The organism is Polaromonas sp. SP1 (assembly GCF_003711205.1).
Lineage (GTDB): Bacteria > Pseudomonadota > Gammaproteobacteria > Burkholderiales > Burkholderiaceae_C > Polaromonas.
This window is the reverse complement of the sequence record NZ_CP031013.1, coordinates 4,474,482-4,491,095: the sequence shown is the minus strand read 5'-3', so window position 1 is coordinate 4,491,095 and position 16,614 is coordinate 4,474,482. Positions and strand designations below refer to the sequence as shown.

General features: G+C 51.0%; 13 protein-coding genes and 1 pseudogene. 4 read left to right on the top strand and 10 right to left on the bottom strand.

What is annotated here, in order from left to right; translation table 11 throughout:
• Positions 1–6 precede the first annotated feature (6 nt).
• The 3 genes from gspI to gspG are packed head-to-tail and all read right to left on the bottom strand — an operon-like array spanning position 7 to position 1,424.
• Entirely contained in the window at positions 7–393 is a 387-nt protein-coding gene (gspI, locus tag DT070_RS21070) for a type II secretion system minor pseudopilin GspI (protein WP_122957158.1), read from the bottom strand.
• An 18-nt stretch (positions 394–411) separates the two neighbouring features.
• On the bottom strand, positions 412–981 hold the full coding sequence (locus DT070_RS21065; RefSeq protein WP_369973901.1) for a prepilin-type N-terminal cleavage/methylation domain-containing protein: 570 nt from the start codon (positions 979–981) through the stop codon (positions 412–414).
• Positions 982–983: 2 nt separating this feature from the next.
• Complete coding sequence (gspG, locus tag DT070_RS21060; protein WP_164483792.1) at positions 984–1,424, bottom strand: type II secretion system major pseudopilin GspG; 441 nt, start codon at positions 1,422–1,424, stop codon at positions 984–986.
• Between the two features lie 77 nt (positions 1,425–1,501).
• Between gspG and DT070_RS21055 the strand changes: the two genes are divergently transcribed.
• Positions 1,502–1,909 (top strand): general secretion pathway protein C, encoded by a 408-nt coding sequence (locus DT070_RS21055; RefSeq protein WP_228778625.1) that lies wholly within the window; start codon positions 1,502–1,504, stop codon positions 1,907–1,909.
• Positions 1,910–2,459: 550 nt separating this feature from the next.
• Here DT070_RS21055 and DT070_RS21470 read toward each other — a convergent pair.
• Positions 2,460–2,717, bottom strand: coding sequence for a hypothetical protein (locus tag DT070_RS21470; protein WP_153976321.1), 258 nt, complete (start codon positions 2,715–2,717; stop codon positions 2,460–2,462).
• Positions 2,718–2,775: 58 nt separating this feature from the next.
• On the opposite strand from DT070_RS21470, the gene DT070_RS21465 reads away from it, so the two are divergent.
• The 3 genes from DT070_RS21465 to DT070_RS21040 all read left to right on the top strand — a co-directional run bounded on the left by DT070_RS21465 (position 2,776) and on the right by DT070_RS21040 (position 8,068).
• The gene (locus tag DT070_RS21465; protein WP_153976322.1) at positions 2,776–5,052 is read left to right on the top strand and encodes a hypothetical protein; all 2,277 of its coding nucleotides are present in this window, start codon (positions 2,776–2,778) and stop codon (positions 5,050–5,052) included.
• Positions 5,053–5,117: 65 nt separating this feature from the next.
• Positions 5,118–5,864 (top strand): peptidylprolyl isomerase, encoded by a 747-nt coding sequence (locus tag DT070_RS21045; protein ID WP_122957155.1) that lies wholly within the window; start codon positions 5,118–5,120, stop codon positions 5,862–5,864.
• Positions 5,865–7,156: 1,292 nt separating this feature from the next.
• On the top strand, positions 7,157–8,068 hold the full coding sequence (locus tag DT070_RS21040; RefSeq protein ID WP_122957154.1) for a LysR family transcriptional regulator: 912 nt from the start codon (positions 7,157–7,159) through the stop codon (positions 8,066–8,068).
• 250 nt (positions 8,069–8,318) lie between these two features.
• Here the strand turns inward: DT070_RS21040 and DT070_RS21670 are convergent.
• From DT070_RS21670 to DT070_RS21010, 6 genes and pseudogenes are all read right to left on the bottom strand, one after another.
• A pseudogene (locus DT070_RS21670) lies at positions 8,319–8,577 on the bottom strand (IS21 family transposase); the annotation flags it as partial.
• Positions 8,578–8,908: 331 nt separating this feature from the next.
• Positions 8,909–9,481 (bottom strand): hypothetical protein, encoded by a 573-nt coding sequence (locus DT070_RS21460; RefSeq protein WP_153976323.1) that lies wholly within the window; start codon positions 9,479–9,481, stop codon positions 8,909–8,911.
• A 148-nt stretch (positions 9,482–9,629) separates the two neighbouring features.
• Positions 9,630–11,207, bottom strand: a complete 1,578-nt coding sequence (locus DT070_RS21030; protein ID WP_122957153.1) for a tetratricopeptide repeat-containing glycosyltransferase family protein — start codon at positions 11,205–11,207, stop codon at positions 9,630–9,632.
• Between the two features lie 18 nt (positions 11,208–11,225).
• Positions 11,226–11,999, bottom strand: coding sequence for an FkbM family methyltransferase (locus tag DT070_RS21025; RefSeq protein ID WP_122957152.1), 774 nt, complete (start codon positions 11,997–11,999; stop codon positions 11,226–11,228).
• 341 nt (positions 12,000–12,340) lie between these two features.
• Positions 12,341–14,605 (bottom strand): YadA-like family protein, encoded by a 2,265-nt coding sequence (locus DT070_RS21455; protein WP_153976324.1) that lies wholly within the window; start codon positions 14,603–14,605, stop codon positions 12,341–12,343.
• Between the two features lie 1,289 nt (positions 14,606–15,894).
• Positions 15,895–16,614, bottom strand: coding sequence for an alpha/beta hydrolase (locus DT070_RS21010; protein ID WP_122957530.1), 720 nt, complete (start codon positions 16,612–16,614; stop codon positions 15,895–15,897).

The window sequence follows — 16,614 nt, the reverse complement described above, 5'->3', positions numbered from 1 at the left end:
AACTAATCAGTAGCGCGCAACTACCGTCGCAATTTGCAATATTGATGCGCCACCATCACTGACCTGCGCATCCACACGCCTGAAATCCGGGTTTGGCGTGGGCCGCACTGACAGAGTCACCTGCAACGTCCGCCCCGCCTGCTCACAGGCTGTTGCCGTGTCACCTACACCGGGCATCTGATGCGAAAGCCGATTTTTTACAAGCTCGTTTTCAGCGCAGATATGCGCCAGCATCACGTCTGATTGCCGCATCGCATTGCTGGTCAAGGCACTGGTTGCTTGCAGCCCTGCTAGCAATGAGATAGCCACAATGCTCAGTGCGACCAGCACTTCAATCATGGTGAAACCCGGGGTTGGGCGGGCTGAGCCTTGAGGACGTGGATATTGCCTCATGTTTGCTTCATTGTGGCGTCAAGGTTGTCCTGCGGCTTGCACCGCAAAGGGCCGAAGGCCGTCCGTACCAACCCGCAACACGCGTACAGGCTGGGGACTCGACGTGCCGGCACTTCGGTTTGCAATGGACAACTCGATGACCTGCGGGCCAATAATAGGTTCAGGCACCAGCTGTAATCGATTAACGCCAAGGACCTGCGTTTCGTCATTCAACCAGCTGCTGGGCAAGGCTTGGTCGTCAAGGCCTTCGAAACGAAAACCTTCAGCCGTGGTGTGCCAGTGCACCGTTACACCTCGGGCGCGTGATTGTGCACGCGCAGACTCAAACAGCGCAGCAAGTCGCTGAGCCTCGCGCTCTAGCGCAGCTTCAGAGCTATCACGAAGCGCCAGGCTCACGCCAGCTGTGGTCATGGCGATGATGGTGACGACTACCAGCAATTCCAGCAGCGTTAAACCGATGTTTGAAGAGCGACGACTCCGGCGGGATTTACGGCGCAGCACACATGCATTTAGCATCCGTGCGGCCAACATCACCCCGTTGAAGTAGGGGCTGCCAATCAACCCCAGGGGAGAACGTGAGGGCGGCATTCTCACTGCCAGCTTCCAATATCTGCGTTTTTTCCCTCGCCACCAGTCTGGCCGTCAGCTCCCAGCGACATTACGTCAACTTCACCCTTCACTCCAGGATTGAGGTACTGATAAGGACGACCCCATGGGTCGTTGGGCAGCTTTTCAAGGTAAGGCCTCCAGTTGCCAGGAATGGGGGCGTTATTGGGTTTTGCAATCAGTGCCTGCAAACCCTGCTCTGCCGTGGGTGTACGCTGGTTGTCGAGCTTGTAGAGCTTGATGGCCTGCATCAGGTTGTTCACGTCGGTGCGGGCGGCCATCAAGCGTGCGTCGTCGGCGCGGTCAAGGACGTTGGGCACAATTAGAGCGGCCAGCACGCCAATAATGACCAGCACCACCATGAGCTCGATGAGTGTGAAACCGGCCTGTATGCTGCGACGCGCAAAAGGTTTGAAGTAATTCATGAAGTGCATGGGTTGGACGGCTGTTTTGGTTGCATCATAATCTGTGCATGGTGTCAGTTTCACAAAGTAAATGGGCCATGCGGGCCATCACCGTAATGGTTTGGACACTGGCTGCGGGGAGCGGGCTGTATTGGGGTGTACGTTTTTCATCCGGGCATGGCTCGACAACTTCTGCGCCGCAAGACGCTGCGCCTACCGTTATTGATCCGCGGGCACTGGCCCGCATACTGGGGGCTACGGAGCCTAACGCCGAGCCACAGGCAACTCTTTCAAGCCGCTTTGTCCTACAGGGGGTGATAGCTGGCGCGCCCGGTGGTGGTGCGGCGCTGATCGCGATTGACGGCAATCCACCCAAACCTTTTCGTGTTGGCAGCGTCGTAGAAGAAGGCTTGGTGCTCAAGTCTGCCACCGCGCGCCAGGTCATGCTATCTGCCACGCGCGATGGCCCGGCGCTGGTCATACTGGACATGCCGCTGCTGGATTGAGCCTCTGCCTTCGGCTGGCTATCTTCTGTTCAATAAAACGCCAACCGCATCAAACTGCAGATTTTTGCAATTTTCAAATGACGTTAGCTTAAGCATGTGCATGCCTGCCCAACTCAGCAGGACTTTCCCTTTTCACAATTTCCAATTCATCTGGTTCATGCGGCCTTGACTTCCGGAGCTCCAACTCCATCGTAGTATGGAGCGACTCAGGCAGTCCGCCATGCTAGTGCTGGAAGGGGGCAACCCACCCCGCCTTCGCGACACCTTTTCACGCTGAAGACCTGCGCGCAGCCATTACCGACTACCCGGATCGTCACGAAAGCCGGCCAATGCGTTCGCGCAGAACCTTCTGGGTACATCGTTGATAAATCAGCGCTCCAAGCTGATGCGACCAGGATTTCCGCCTCCGCGGCGCTCGACAGATCGGTGTTTTTCTTATGGATAAGAACTAGCCTGCTGGCCGTGTGACTTGGCTCGCCGCCGCAATCAATGACGGCGCTTGTGTGACAGGTTTAGTTTGAAGCTGCCATTCGTTAGCACGGACGCAGAGTTATTGAACTGGTATCTCCAATTTGCGAAAGCCCTTCGACAGGGGTTTCACGCAATCAAGTGCAGTGGCGACCGCAGCAAGCGCACCCAGCAGTTTTTGCGCGACATCAATCGCGTTGCCCATTGCCTCATAAAGCGGCTCCTCAAAACCGCGAGCCTCGCAAGTCTTTTTTTGCATACCAGAAACTACGCCGGAGCCGTAGCCAAAATTCGCAACAACAAATAATATAAAACCGAGAATACAGATTGTTACTGTCAACTAGGCTATAGAAGCAGTTTGCATAGTCAGTAATATTTAATTGGTTAAAGGAGTGAATATGAGCGATTTGATCGTGAAAAAACAAAACAAACGTAGTGCTCCTTTGACTGGAGACGAAATTCCCAAGCAGATGAAGCAGGAAAACATCAGGGTTTTACTGTTAGTGTTTTCATCATTTTTTTTTACAGCTATCCCAATGGAGGCATCGGCTGTAGTCTCTAAAAAATGCAAAGGTTACGACTCTTATACGGTTAAGGTGATAGACACATGCCCAAAGCTACTTAAATCATATTTTGACTATAAGCAATCTCTATTCAGGGCTAGAAATCAAGGGAAAAGTTGCAATAGTAGTTTTCCGAAATCCGGGGATCAGATTTGTCTCAAAGGTGCATTCGACTACAACCTACCAGATTTGAAGGTTCGACATGGTTCCGTTCCCGGAAAAGATCTTAAACGTGCCGTTGATCAAATTGGAACAGCTACCAACGGTTCAGGCCGACAATATGGTTACGCAAAGTTAAAGTCATTGTGTAAATATCAAGGCAGTCATGCTGACGAATGTTTTAACCATGCGGTAACACTGCTAGATCCTATTTTGATGTATCCCAAAGCATTCGGTCTCAAAATGTATGCTTGGGTACCAAAAGGTCCAAAAAGCTCTGCGTTCACTGAAAGTTACGGTCTCACTCAAGCAAATACTAATTCAAACTACGACCCAGGAGAGAATTTGCCGCCAGACGAAAGTATGGCACCGTTTTCATACGGGGGTAAATATTTCAATCCGATGAGTGAAGATTTTGAATTTCAAGACACCGAATTTCTAAGTGGTAATGAAAGTCAGGAATTAAACACCAACAGTTATAGTGCAAGTGGAGCAGTTACCGCGGCCAGTAAAAAGAAAAACAGGTGGGTGATGGCTGCCGAGCAGGCTTATTACATTTGGCGGCAAACAAAAATACCGAACAATATAGTAAGAGGCACTGGCGGGACAAAACCTAGCTTCACTTCATATGCTTCAACGGCAGCAAATGCTTTTCTGAATACAGCTGGAAATTCTCCAAGTCAAGAAGAGCTAGATGATGAAGAAGTTGCACCTTACTATGATGCAGAGACCAAAGAACTATTTGCTGATCTAATCTCAGCGGACGTTGCTTCGATTCCGGATCTGTCGGAACCCGATGTAGCCGAAGGCGAAGACTCAGTATCTAAAGCACAATGGTCGCTTGCAAAAACCAATGCTGAAAAAGCCCGAAAGGGATACCATCAATTGTTTCGCAATGCTTCCGGTCTCGTGCGCAACCTCGCATTGCGTCAAGTACTCGGCTACAAAAAGGGTTCTCCATTAGACACCACCCCTGATGTCGGTAATTATGTTAGTAAAACTGAAGCCGCCTGGCGCCGTAGATATTTGGCCGACGCCCAAAATCAAAGAATTAATAAAGATTGGTCGGCGACCTTTATTGGGAATGCGACGCATGGTGGATACGCTAGGTTAGATGTCAAGTACAAAGTACCTTTTCCGATAGTTACTCCGATCGGAACTTTCGTAATTCCCGCTGGATTTGCTCTTAGAGTGTCAACTCAACTTTGGGCATGTACTCCTGTAATTGGATGTACAGATATAGCCAAGGAGGCACGAGCAAACAAACTAACTTCGGTTGTGGCTTTTGAAGCCAGTGTAAATCTAGATAATATCGTACCTGACAATCTAGTAAGTTTAGGGGCTGGACTAGAAGGACGGATAGGTATTACTGAAAATACTGCTAAATGGTCAGCACCACGGATCGATTTTATTTCCCTTCAGCACAATGGAGACATTGGCGGGTGGGGGGGCTTGTTTATGTCCAGACTGCCAGCAGTCTCTAAGCCGTTGACTAACTTCGGCCAAAATCTTATTACTCGCGCCGGAGACGGCTTAGATAAAATCGTAACCGTTCTTCCGAATAATGGTGAGATGTCTTTAAACAGTCAGTTTCTTATGGCTGGTAATTCCATAGCGAAAGCTTTAGGAGTAGGCACATTGAATGTAGTAAAAGCTGGACACGGCGTAAGTTTGCGTGAGGTAAATGCGTTCAAAATGACTGTTATGAATCCTAATTATGTCAAACAGGTAAATGAGCCTAAGACGGCTTACAAAAGCTGGTGGGACACAAAAGGCTATCCCTATCTAGCGCTAACCAGCGGTGCGCAGCTACACAACGGGGTCCGATGGAATTTTGAAAACGGCAAGGTCACTGCCGGCATTCAATTTTATTTGGTGAATCAAGCATACTTGGGCCTGGCGTTTTCCACCTACGGAAGGGTGGCATTTCACGCAGTGCAAAGTAGGCCTTAATTTTAAAAAGTCTTGCTAATTTAATATGGTATTTGCGGTTAAGTTAATCTAATTTCTATCCCATCATGTTAGTTTCCATATTTATATTCTTTCGGAAGTTTGTTCTCGTTTTGTTGGCGTGGTCAATGGGCTTAATTAACACTGCTTTAGCACAATCGAGTCCTCATACATCCTCATCGACAAACGTATCAACCGCAACAAAAAAGGACATTGCACTACAACTCGTTGCGCTGGATGATTGGCAGTTTATTCGCAAAAAGATTTTGATTGCTGCATCCATGTCTGCAATAGTAAATGACAAGGAATTTAATGAGAGGTTAAACCGTCAAAGAGATGCGCTGCTCATAGATTCATATGTCAAAGACTATATTTCTAAAAATCCCAGCACCGAAAGTGAGCTTGAAGTCGCGTATGCTGAAGAGAAGAAGGTTTTCTCCGATCTGGAGTACAGGGCTAGTCAAATACTGATTGATAGTAAAGACAAAATTCAAGGTGTCCAACGAATGCTGGATAAAAAAATTGCCTTTGAAAAGGTTGCTAGGAGATGGTCGGAAGATCCATTTACAGCTGGTCAGGGAGGCGATATTGGCTGGTTTTCAGAAATTCCTGAAGTTCCAGAAATACTTGCCACCGTATCTAAACTTGAAATCAACGAAATATCTCCTCCAGTCCAATCAGCTTATGGATTTCATTTTTTAAAATTAACTGATAAACGAATCAAGGCAATGCCCACGTTATCAGAGCTGCGAGATTCTCTCGAAAAAAAAATTGCAGTTCAAAAAATCCGGAAACTCGCTTTAGGGATGCAGTAAGTTTTATTACTATTGAAAACTGCGCGACGTAAATTTGAATTTATTTTTATCCTGCAACTGCTTCCATACTGGAAAAATTTGCTTCTGATTATTGAGTTGTTGTGTGGCGCAGTAAAAAATAGAGTGAAATAACTTCTAAGGTACTTTGTTCCAATTGACTATTTAAAGTAAGTCTTTGAAGATTACGGCAAGCTTTACCCTAATGCTTCTATTTATGATTAGCTGACTCACTGTGCGGTGGGATATTTAGATCTCCTTATTTAAATGATAATAGCGTTAGATGGATTAAATGTATTTGAGCAGCTCGGCATTCGCGAAAGTTTCCGCAACAACCCAAGTTGTCGTAGTTGGGGCATAAGAGATTATGAGTGCTTTGAAGGTGATGCGTGTGCGCTTGTTACGACAGATGAAAGATACTTAGTTCACCTTACCACCATTCCGGCGGCTCTTCCGGTCCTGCTATTAGTTCGATCATCTAATTTTCCTTTGGCAGAAATTTTCAGCAGCAATGTGACAGTACTCGATATGGAATCGGAATATGATCATGTCCATAATTTAGTGACCGATTGGATTGAGCAAATTATTGACAAGGGTAAAGCTTTGAATAATTTGGCATCCCCATCAGTCAGGTTAGGCAGTCACGAGCAGGAAATAATATGCCTTCTTAGGATGGGAAGGTCCGATCAACAGATTGCAAGTGCACTGAATATTAGCAAGTCGAAGCTGCGATCTAATTTGCTTCGAATTTATGACTATCTGGGTGCAGTTAATCGCGCTCACGCAGTCTTTCTTACAATAACTGACCGTAATAACTAGAGATGAACAAGAACTGAATTTTGCTCTTTCGAATTGCCAACTTGAAGGCGAAGCGGAAGAAAAAATGTCAATTTATATCTAAGTGTTACAGAGGTTATCTTGGGGTATTCATCGTTTGATTGCAGTGAGTTTCGATGGCGCGAGGTTGTGGCCATCTGACTTATTTTAGTTCATGCCGGTATTTCCCCAATTTTGGCCCTCGATTACAGCCAGCCGTCTAGCTTCTTGATGTAGAGGTCGACTTTGTGTTGCTGGTGTAGTGTTGGTCATGACACGTGGCAGCGCGACTTTAAATCGCACAAAGCTAAGTGGTTTGGCTAGGTAGATGTCTCTAAAACAAAGTGTCTTCCTACTAACTAAATAGTAGCGCCACGTGTTTAAACCTACCGGCTGTTTGGTGATGCAAAATACTCATTACGAGCATAGTTTTATACATTACAGGTTGCCGTAAATACTGCAGGTAGTTACATTGCCTCATGGAGTTCAAAAAGCTTGAAATATTTCTCAAAGTAGTGGAGTTGCAAAGCTTCACCAAAGCTTCTTGTGCACTTGATATTGCGCAGTCTGTGGTTAGTCGAACAATTCGAACATTAGAAAAGGATTTAAATCAAGTTCTTTTTTACAGGGATGGGCATGGGGTTCGACCAATGCCATCCGCGCTTGTGCTAGCTGAGCACGCAAAATCAATATTTCGACAGCTTGACCTTGCTCGCAGCGAGGTTGGCAATTCGGGTAAGCGCGTCGGCGAAACGGTACGCGTTGGTCTACCTTCAACGCTCGCGCGCCTGGTAGGTCGACCTGTAGTCGCAGATCTGTTTCGGACCCATCCAGCGATCAAACCATGTGTGCTTGAGGGGCTCTCCTTTTCTTTGATGCAGCAGCTCGAGGCTGGTGTGATTGACCTTGCTATTGGCTACCACACGACTTGGCGGCCAAACTTGCAACTCACAACAGTTTTTGAGGAGCCAATGGTTTTTATTGGGCTCAGAAATAAAATGCAAAAATTCCCTGCTGCTTCAGTGGATCTTAAAACACTCAGCCAAGAACCACTAATTATCGCCACGCGTCCAAATAACGTTCGCATGCTGATAGAAATGCAAATGGCCGCGCTTATGTTGGCGCCAAATGTAGTGCTTGAGGTTGACTGTATGCCGCTCATTCTCGATCTGGTTGCTGATGGCCTTGGTTATGCGATCCTGCCACTACATACCCTCAGTCAGGTTAAGGATCCGTCGCTATACGATTACCGATTTTTTACCCCTGAGATAAATACCCGGGTTATGGTGGCTACTTTTGAAGGACGCTCATTAAGGAAGCCGGTTCAAACCGTGAAGGAGGCTTTCGTGAGTGCCCTTAAAAATTTGCAAGTTGCTCCCATAATTAAATAAATTGGGTGTATTGAAAATATCCCGGCTACTCTGATTGGCTTGTTAGAGAGGCTCCGTTGGGATTAACTCACTGTAGTTTGGAGGGGCGTGATCTTACACAACGACTCGCCTCCTACTCATCGTGACTTAAGGGTGTTGAACTCCGCTGAAGTCCGACCTGAGTTTTCCATCGAATATTGACCCAGACTCTTGGGGAGCAGAAGGTGCTCACAACGTGGATAAGTCCCTGGTTTTCTCCTTTTTAGGCTGAGTCTGTGTGGATCTGCCTCAAAGTGCGTCGCAACTTCCGCGATTTTGTTACCTCGATTCCCAGCCAAGTGGCCAGCTTCTCCGCATAGGCATCGAGCTTGCTTGAGCCGGCCCGCCGCGGGTACTTGGGTTCGCTTCGATCGCAGGTGCTTCTTTATTGTGTTGCGACCCAGGCGTGTACGCCTTGAGATCTCGCGGATGGACATTTGATCCCTCAATGTCCAACGGCTGATGACATTCAATGTCGCCACGTCTACCACGCCCAATTTCCCTCTGCTTATAGAACAAGCAGGGTAGTGCCTACGTGGGTCAGTTTGGGATGGAAATTACTGCGCTAAGTGGGTCAGATTTCGACGGAATTCAACAGATAAATCTGCAAAATGAGATTTCACGCCGCCGGTTGATGTATTGGCCTACGAGCTCCCCATTTATCAAGTTCGGTACACCATGCTCCTTGGTCAGACCAAAGCAGCGTCAATCTCTCAAGATGCGAACTAAGACGATGCAGGCATTTGGAGAATCTTGTTTGTTCCTCAAGGACTCGGCCGACTAGGTCTGAGGCTCTTACACGCTGGACGGCGCTGCCTATATTCATTGACGGTTGAAAATAATGGGTTCTAACACTGATCGTCCACTAGCCTTGTTGGTAACCTCAGCGCGGCCAACAATGGCTGCCTTGCGACTTGGTGTGCCCAACCCGTGGATAAAGATTCGCGTAGCTTGGCACTCGATCCTGACGCCTACATAGGCCTGAAGCTCAACCCGCGCTGGCGCTGCATTTGGCTTGTTGGCTTCCACAAGCACAGTCGCGTTGTTGACCACAGTGCCATCCATCGGACAAAGCTCATTAGCGGATGCCAGTTTTCCGAAAAAATTGGTATAGGTTGGCAATACCTCGACCCTTTCAACCAACACTGTGTTGGAGCTGGCTGATTCTGGCCAGCTAAGCACCCAATTGCCTAGCAGGTCGTGACTGGTAATTGGCACAGTTCCCAAAGAGCGTGAAAGTACCAAGGGCGGGTTTATTTCTGGTGCCCGTGTTTGCGCAAAAACCGATGCGGAAAGTAGCGAAACTCCGCCCAGCGCAGCCAATACTCGCGGTTTCCAGTCATCTGAAACAATCCGGCTAGTAAAAGCACTTCTTAACTTTTTGGTATTAAACATATACATAACAATCTTGCATCAAAACTGCTCTATTGAGGCGACGCCGACCCGCCCGATGACGGTTGTTGCAAAAGTTGTGCGACCTCGCGTTTGCACTTTGGTTAGGGCAAAACCGATTTAGCCCTAAGATGTAAATCCGGACTAAACATCACTGCACGCGTGTGCGTAGGGTTGCTGCTACGTCGCGCAGCACGCCTGCCCAGTCGCCGGGCTCTGCCTGGCGAAACAGGCGAACTTGCGGATACCAGTACGAATCAGTTCGTTCCTGCGCCCAGCGCCATTCATGGTGATGTTGCAGCAGCACCCAAGTTTCGCGCCCCAAGCTGGCAGACAAATGGGCCAGCGAGGTGCACACCGTCACAACGATGTCGCAGCGCTGTAGCAGTTGTGCGGTGTCTGCCATGTCCGTCAACCAAGGACTGAAATCCAGCGCCTGTAATTCGGGGCCGCAACCTAGCTCGGCAGCTCTGTCGGAGTTAAGCACGCTGACGTAACGAACGCCCGACATACCGCCGGTGGGTAGGGCCAGCTGGCGAGCCAGCAAGTCAGCGGGTATATTGCGCTGCCGCGCGTGCTGGGTGCGTACGCTTGGATTGCTGCCCCAGCATAGGCCAACCGTGAGCAGACCAGGGGCTGGTGGAAGCAAAAGTGCAAGCTTTTGCCCAATGACTCCGTCAATGTGCGCCGGGGTACGCAGCCAAGCTATCCCCGGAAAGTCCTCGGCGCGACGTCGAAACAAGGCTGCTAGATTGCCAATCGGCAGATGCGCTACAGGCCGTTCAGGTAGAGAGTCTAGCTGCGCTGAAACGTTGCCCCGCAAGTGCGGAACCACCTTTACCTGGGGATAGTCGGCAAAATTTTCGGTGAACAGCCTATGAAGGGTAGGAAAAACGGCCAGCACTACCTTGGTCTGGGGGTGCGCTTGCAGCAAGTCGGGCACGATTGACGCAAACATCAACTCATCGCCTATACCTTGCTCTCCGTGCACCAGCAGGGTGGCAGTGCCAAGTGGTGCGCCGTCCCAAAGCGGCACACCATCGGTGCGTTCATAGAAATGGCGGATCACGGGTTGATGCCCAGGCTCCCCGTCAAAACGGCCTGCATATGCATCCCAACCTTCAGAAAAACGTTGGCGTGCCAAGTAATAGTGCGCCAGTTCCCATCGCGTCAGCTCATCCTCTTTTTTTGCAACAGACATGAGCAGTTGCGCCTCGGCGTCAGGGTGGTTAAGTGCGGCGTAGCAAACCCCGAGCCGGTGATGTAGGCACTTAAAGTACTGACCGAGCGCCAGCAGCCGCTCCAGACAGGTTGCAGCCATTGCGAAATGCTCGCTCAGGCGCAAAAGTTCGCTGTAGTTCCAGAGCGCGTCGGTGTGGTCAGGGTTAGCGCGCAATGCAGCTTGGTACTGAACCACCGCCGCAGCTTTTTCGCCGGCTAGACTCAGTGCCACAGCGTAGTTGTAGCAGGCCTGGGCATCCAGTGGCGCGCTGTGCGCGGCTGCCTGCCAATGCACCAGCGCATCCCCGCAACGACCCTGCATGTCCAAGGCGTGCGCCAGCCACTGCAATGCCATCGCGTGCCCAGGCGCGGCCCGCACGGCGCGCTCGGCCCACATGGCCAAGGCGGACCAGTCGCCTTTTTGTAGGGCGATGTCGGCGCAGTTGATGGCATGCGCCAGCGCATCTGGCGTACCGGCCATCGGGTCGTAAACGGGCGTGTTTTTCATGCGTGAGACTGCCTGTTATTAATCTGGCAGGGCATCGACGCCGACCATACTCACCACGGGGTTCGCCGAGTGAATACATAGATAATTCATACGCCCTAATGGGTAAATAACATAGTTCATTGCGCGTAGCCATTCTCGCAAGGCCAGCACGTCACTTTTGATGTGCTCGATGCTAAGCACCGGATGGCAGCGAAGTAGAGTCTGGCGTGCGCCTTGAAGTACGGCCTGCTCCATGCCTTCCACGTCGATTTTGATCAAATCAACTCGCGGTAACGCTAGACTGTCTAGTGTTATGAGTGCAACTTTTTCGCCGGTGCCGCTCCATTGCAGCTCTTGGCCTATGGGTTCGCGCTGGCTGCGGGTGCCCAGCTCAATACTGCCAAAACTGGTTGGACGGCCATAGTCGATAGCTGGCATCTCCAGTTCCCCGGTCTCAGCACCGACGGCTGCATGATGGCAGCGTACATTTAAATGATTGTTCAGAGCCACATTGCCGCACAGCATGCCGTGCAAAATACGCTGAGCCTCGAAGGCATGCACTTGCCCTCCAGTACGGGCGCTGTGGCGGGCAAATTCGAGGGTATGCACACCAATGTTGGCGCCTACGTCGAGTAACACCGGCGCGGGTTTTAGGTAACCGATTGCATCGGTCAAAAGGCGCAATTCCTCAGGCTCGTACACACCGTCTTCGGCCAAAGACTTGGCTACACCGAAGTCGTGGTCAATTTCATGCCTGTTGACAATCATCAGCCCATGGGCGGTGTTCAACAGGATATTGTGCGAGTTACTCATGCGTCTTTAAATAGGTCGGGCTTTTATGTGACGTCTTGTTTGCTCCCAGACACATACTCCGATGGACTTACTTTGTTCGACAATGAATTTATCCATGATTGCCGATTAGTCGGCCTAGCTGGAATTTCATCATGGCCTAAAACATCGGGAGCTTTGTCAGCTGGGTATGCAACGGGATTTAGCTTGTGCAGCCAGAGCTCTCTAGATCTTCGAGCGCTTAGCATCGCAATACCGGCGTGACCATCGTCGTTCAAGTATTGCAAAAAATCAAAAAAGCAGGCGCGAGGCCTGCGTTTTCAACCAAGATCTTGCGTCGTCGTGACATGATCAGTACTTGTAATTTAGAACTTGAAGCTTGCACCCGCCCGCATGCCTATCTTGCCGCCGGAGCTGCCCAAGCCAAATGACACAATGGCTGCCTGATTGATGGCGTAGCCTACGTTTGCCCCAACAGCACTTTGCCCGTTGTAGTGGCCCACACCCACCCCGATACCAAAGTTACCGGGTGCCAATTGCGGCAGACTTTGCTGCGAAGCCATGCTAATCGCAATGCCGCGAGCGGCAGTTTTCTCCACTTCATCGATGCGCGCATCTACTCTATTGAAACGCGCATCAACTGCATTGAAGCGTGCATCAACTGCGTTAAAACGCGCATCAGCTGCGGTTGTGATCGAGTTAAGTTGGCCGACATTGACCGCGTCGGTCGCCAATACGCCCGCCTTTACATTTTGGATGGTGCGCTCTGCACCAACACTACCGACTGAAATCGAGTCGGTCGAAGTGGTCACCGAGTTGGCACCTAGCGCAACCGCATTCGAATGCGTGGCACTTGAAAATGCGCCCACTGCGACAGACAAATTGCCGGCAGCATTGGCAGAGTCACCCAATGCTGTGGTGTTTAACCCGGTTGCTTGCGCACCCGTGCCTACAGCCACAGATGACACCGCTCGCGCGCCCGCACCGATGGCTACTGACAACGAATTAACAGCAGTTGCTCCCCTGCCCACAGCGATGGCGTCAAAACTGGCTGCCGAGGCGCTGGTACCTACGGCAATGGCGTCAGAGCCCAGTGCGCGTGCACTGGTACCAATAGCCGTACTGTTATTAACGCTGGTAAGGCTGCTACCCGCACCCATGCCGACCGCAATATTGCCATCTCCCACTACATTATTACCCGCACTTACGCCTATCGCCGTATTGTTACTCCCGGTAACGTTGCGGCTGGAGTCACTGCCCGCGCCGGTGTTGAAGTTGCCAGTGACATTGACGCTGCTTCTGCCACCCGAGCCGGTATTGCTCCCACCGATGATGTTCTGACTGCTGTTAACGCCTGAGCCAGTGTTGTTGTTGCCACTGACGTTGAAGCTGGAGGAGGAGCCCGCGCCGGTGTTGTTAGTGCCCGTGATGTCACGGCTGCTACTAACGCCCGAGCCAGTGTTGGCGCCGCCAGTGACATTGACGCTAGAGGATTGGCCTGTACCAGTGTTTGCGTTGCCAGTGACGTTGACGCCAGAGTTCTGGCCGATGCCCGTATTGTTGCTGCCACTTACGTTACGGCTGCTATTAAAACCCAGGCCAGAATTGTTGCTGCCGGTGATGTTGATGCTTGAGGATTGACCCGCACCAGTGTTACTGTTCCCAGTGACATTCTGGCTGCTATTAATGCCGGAGCCAGTGTTGTTACTGCCCGTAATGTTACGGCTGCTGCTAGTGCCCGAGCCTGTGTTGTTGTCGCCAGTGACGCCGAAGCTGGAGAAAGTTCCCGCACCGATATTGCTGTTGCCGGTTACGTTAATGCCACTACTAGAGCCCAAGCCAGCGTTGTTATTGCCGGTGACATTCTGACTGCTACCAGTACCCGAACCAGTGTTGCCATCACCGGTGATATTACGGCTGCTATTAAGGCCCAAGCCAGCGTTGTTGCTGCCAGAGACGCTGAAGCTGGAAAAAGTTCCCACGCCGATGTTGTTGCTGCCAGTGATGCCGATGCTGGATGCATTGCCAAAGCCAGCGTTGCTATTGCCGGTGACACTCTGACTGCTATTAGTACCCGAACCAGTGTTGCTATCACCGGTGATATTACGGCTGCTATTAATGCCCAAGCCAGAGTTGTTGCTGCCGGTTATGTTGACGCTTGAGGATTGACCCGCACCAATGTTACTGTTCCCAGTGATATTCTGGCTACTATTAACGCCCGAGCCAGTGTTGTTAATGCCCGTAATATTACGGCTGCTGCTAGTGCCCGAGCCTGTGTTGTTGTCGCCAGTGATGCCGAAGCTGGAGAAAGCTCCCGCGCCGATGTTGCCGTCGCCGGTGACATTCTGACCTGAAACATTACCCACCCCAACGTTTCCGTTCCCGGTTGAGCTGGCTCCTGCTGCGGCTCCCACCGCTATTGAGTTGGTCACGGTCGATCCAGATGGAGTAGTGGATCCGGCGGGGGTGACGTTAACAAATGTATTCTGCGCCTGCACCACGCCCATACTGCCGCAAAGTGCTGAAATGGCAACAGCGAGTGGTGCCATGCTGGCCGCGATGCCGTTGATTTTTGTAATGCGTGCTCCACGTACTTTAATGGGAGTGTGATGGAGGGATTGATTTTTCATACCTATTCCTATTTTGGTTCTGCAACAGTCATGCTGGGTTCGTGCGGCCAGCTTCGCTAAAGTTTTAGAAAGTGCCTAAATCCAATGCAGTTTTTCTAGCCATTTCGACATGACCTAACAGATCGACGTTAGCGAAGATGTGCAAATTCAAATCGATATAAAGAGTTAATTACTCATACGTGCAATACCAGCCTCAGGTTTGGTTACGAGGCATAAAGGCTTAGCTTTTAACGATGACAAAAGCACTTTTGCAGTGAATGTAAGCATATGTAGTTCAGTGATGTCGCGATAGTACGTATTTGTTGTTTCTGCTATGCGATCAAAAGATGATGAGTTCCTGCTTATTGAGGGAGTGCATCAAAAGCGCGTTTTCATGTACCGCGCTTGCCGAATTGCGTTGAAGTCTGTGACTGGACCACCGCGTTCATCAGAATTGAGCCGCTTAATGCGCAAGTTACAGCTCAAATTCGTCGAGTGAACGGTAATCGCGTGCGGAATGAACTGGGTTTACCGCCGAGCGGGGCACCGGCCAGACAGCCGGCAAGATACCTATGAGTACAAGCTGCGTGATGGCTTTGTTTTCATTTAGGACTTAGCAGGTGTAACCGGCGGCAATGTCTAGCGCTTCGGCGCTGATATCACGCGAGCTGACGTACGGCGCAAACTACGCTTTTACGACGATCCTTGATCAAAGATAGGGGTACTTTGACTCTGCGCAGTGTTCGCGCCTTGAGCTGACTTGGGCAAAGTTCCGGTTACTTGTACTAGATTGCGGAAGACGTATGTCTAAGGCGAGTGCGCCTGCGTACTGCCGCAACAAGCCGGACTAATATGCTTCGCGACCAAGTCCGAGAAGCCTTCGGGAAAAGATCTCAGCAATCGGCTTCAGACTTCTGATGCCTAAATTCCTAGTTAAGCTTACCAAGCTAAAACCGGGGAACGATTCGGGGAACTAAAAACTTTGTGACTGCTCAGGTTCAAAAGAAAATTTGATGGTGAACCGACTACGATTTTTATAATTGAAATAGTTATTTCTTTGATCTCGATCAAATTGAGTCAGAATTTTGCAGTTGACCTTTTCCGCACAATTGATCTCGATTGAACGGTATTGACTAGGCGTCGCGGGTTTTTCAGCAGCCATTACAACACCGGGGAACAAGCCGGGGAACAAAAATACGGGATAAGCCTGTACTTCCCTTTGTTTATGAGGATTGGCGACCATCTGTCAGTAGACCCCAGCCCACCATACAAGACGGCCGCCGTCCATGCACCCATGGCCGGCGGCTTTGTCATTTCTGCCCCGGCGGCGCCAGCGGCCCGAGGAAAAACTCCATCGCCAGCGCCACCACCGGCGGCTCGATGCGGTGCGGTCCCCTGAACTCGATGGTGGTCACGTCATAACCCGCGGCCTTGAGTTTTTCGGCGTGGGGGCGGGCGCTGGTCTCTATCGGCAACTGCTCGTCTTGCAGCCCGTGCGCGATGAAGATGCGGGGTGAGCCTTCCTGCGTGAAGACTGACATGAAGCCGCCGGACAAGGCAATCACGTGGCTGGCGACGTCGCCGTTGGTCACGCCCACCGACAGCGCATAACTTGCGCCGTCGGAAAAACCGGCAAACGCCAAATGCGCGGGGTCTATGGCGTACCGCGAGGCGACTTCGCCCAAGGCCTTGTCCAGGCGTTCCAGGTCGGGGCCGTGGCCGCCGATCACGATGTCCCAGGTCGGAAACTGCGACTGCGGCAGCAGCAGCAAAAAACCGCGCTCCCGCGCATGCGCGATGACGAAGGGAAGCACCTTGTCGGCGCTGCCGCCCGCGCCATGGAACATCACAAGCAGGGCGGCCGGCTTCCCCGGCTCAAGGCCCTCGGGCACGATCAGCACGGCGTCCCGCTCCTGCGAAAGGCCCAGCGTGTGCCGGCCAACCGGCCAGGGCGGCTGGTCAGGCGCGGCGCCGGGGCGAAAGCTCAGCCGGCCCAGGAGCCGCTCACCCAGAAGTGATACGTCAACCAT

Excerpts from the sequence above, each read along its gene's own strand:
- gspI (WP_122957158.1), bottom strand. The coding sequence starts at position 393 with ATGAGGCAATATCCACGTCCTCAAGGCTCAGCCCGCCCAACCCCGGGT.
- DT070_RS21065 (WP_369973901.1), bottom strand. The coding sequence starts at position 981 with ATGCCGCCCTCACGTTCTCCCCTGGGGTTGATTGGCAGCCCCTACTTC.
- gspG (WP_164483792.1), bottom strand. The coding sequence starts at position 1,424 with ATGAATTACTTCAAACCTTTTGCGCGTCGCAGCATACAGGCCGGTTTC.
- DT070_RS21055 (WP_228778625.1), top strand. The coding sequence starts at position 1,502 with ATGCGGGCCATCACCGTAATGGTTTGGACACTGGCTGCGGGGAGCGGG.
- DT070_RS21465 (WP_153976322.1), top strand. The coding sequence starts at position 2,776 with ATGAGCGATTTGATCGTGAAAAAACAAAACAAACGTAGTGCTCCTTTG.
- DT070_RS21045 (WP_122957155.1), top strand. The coding sequence starts at position 5,118 with ATGTTAGTTTCCATATTTATATTCTTTCGGAAGTTTGTTCTCGTTTTG.
- DT070_RS21040 (WP_122957154.1), top strand. The coding sequence starts at position 7,157 with ATGGAGTTCAAAAAGCTTGAAATATTTCTCAAAGTAGTGGAGTTGCAA.
- DT070_RS21460 (WP_153976323.1), bottom strand. The coding sequence starts at position 9,481 with ATGTTTAATACCAAAAAGTTAAGAAGTGCTTTTACTAGCCGGATTGTT.
- DT070_RS21030 (WP_122957153.1), bottom strand. The coding sequence starts at position 11,207 with ATGAAAAACACGCCCGTTTACGACCCGATGGCCGGTACGCCAGATGCG.
- DT070_RS21025 (WP_122957152.1), bottom strand. The coding sequence starts at position 11,999 with ATGAGTAACTCGCACAATATCCTGTTGAACACCGCCCATGGGCTGATG.
- DT070_RS21455 (WP_153976324.1), bottom strand. The coding sequence starts at position 14,605 with ATGAAAAATCAATCCCTCCATCACACTCCCATTAAAGTACGTGGAGCA.
- DT070_RS21010 (WP_122957530.1), bottom strand. The coding sequence starts at position 16,614 with ATGGTTGACGTATCACTTCTGGGTGAGCGGCTCCTGGGCCGGCTGAGC.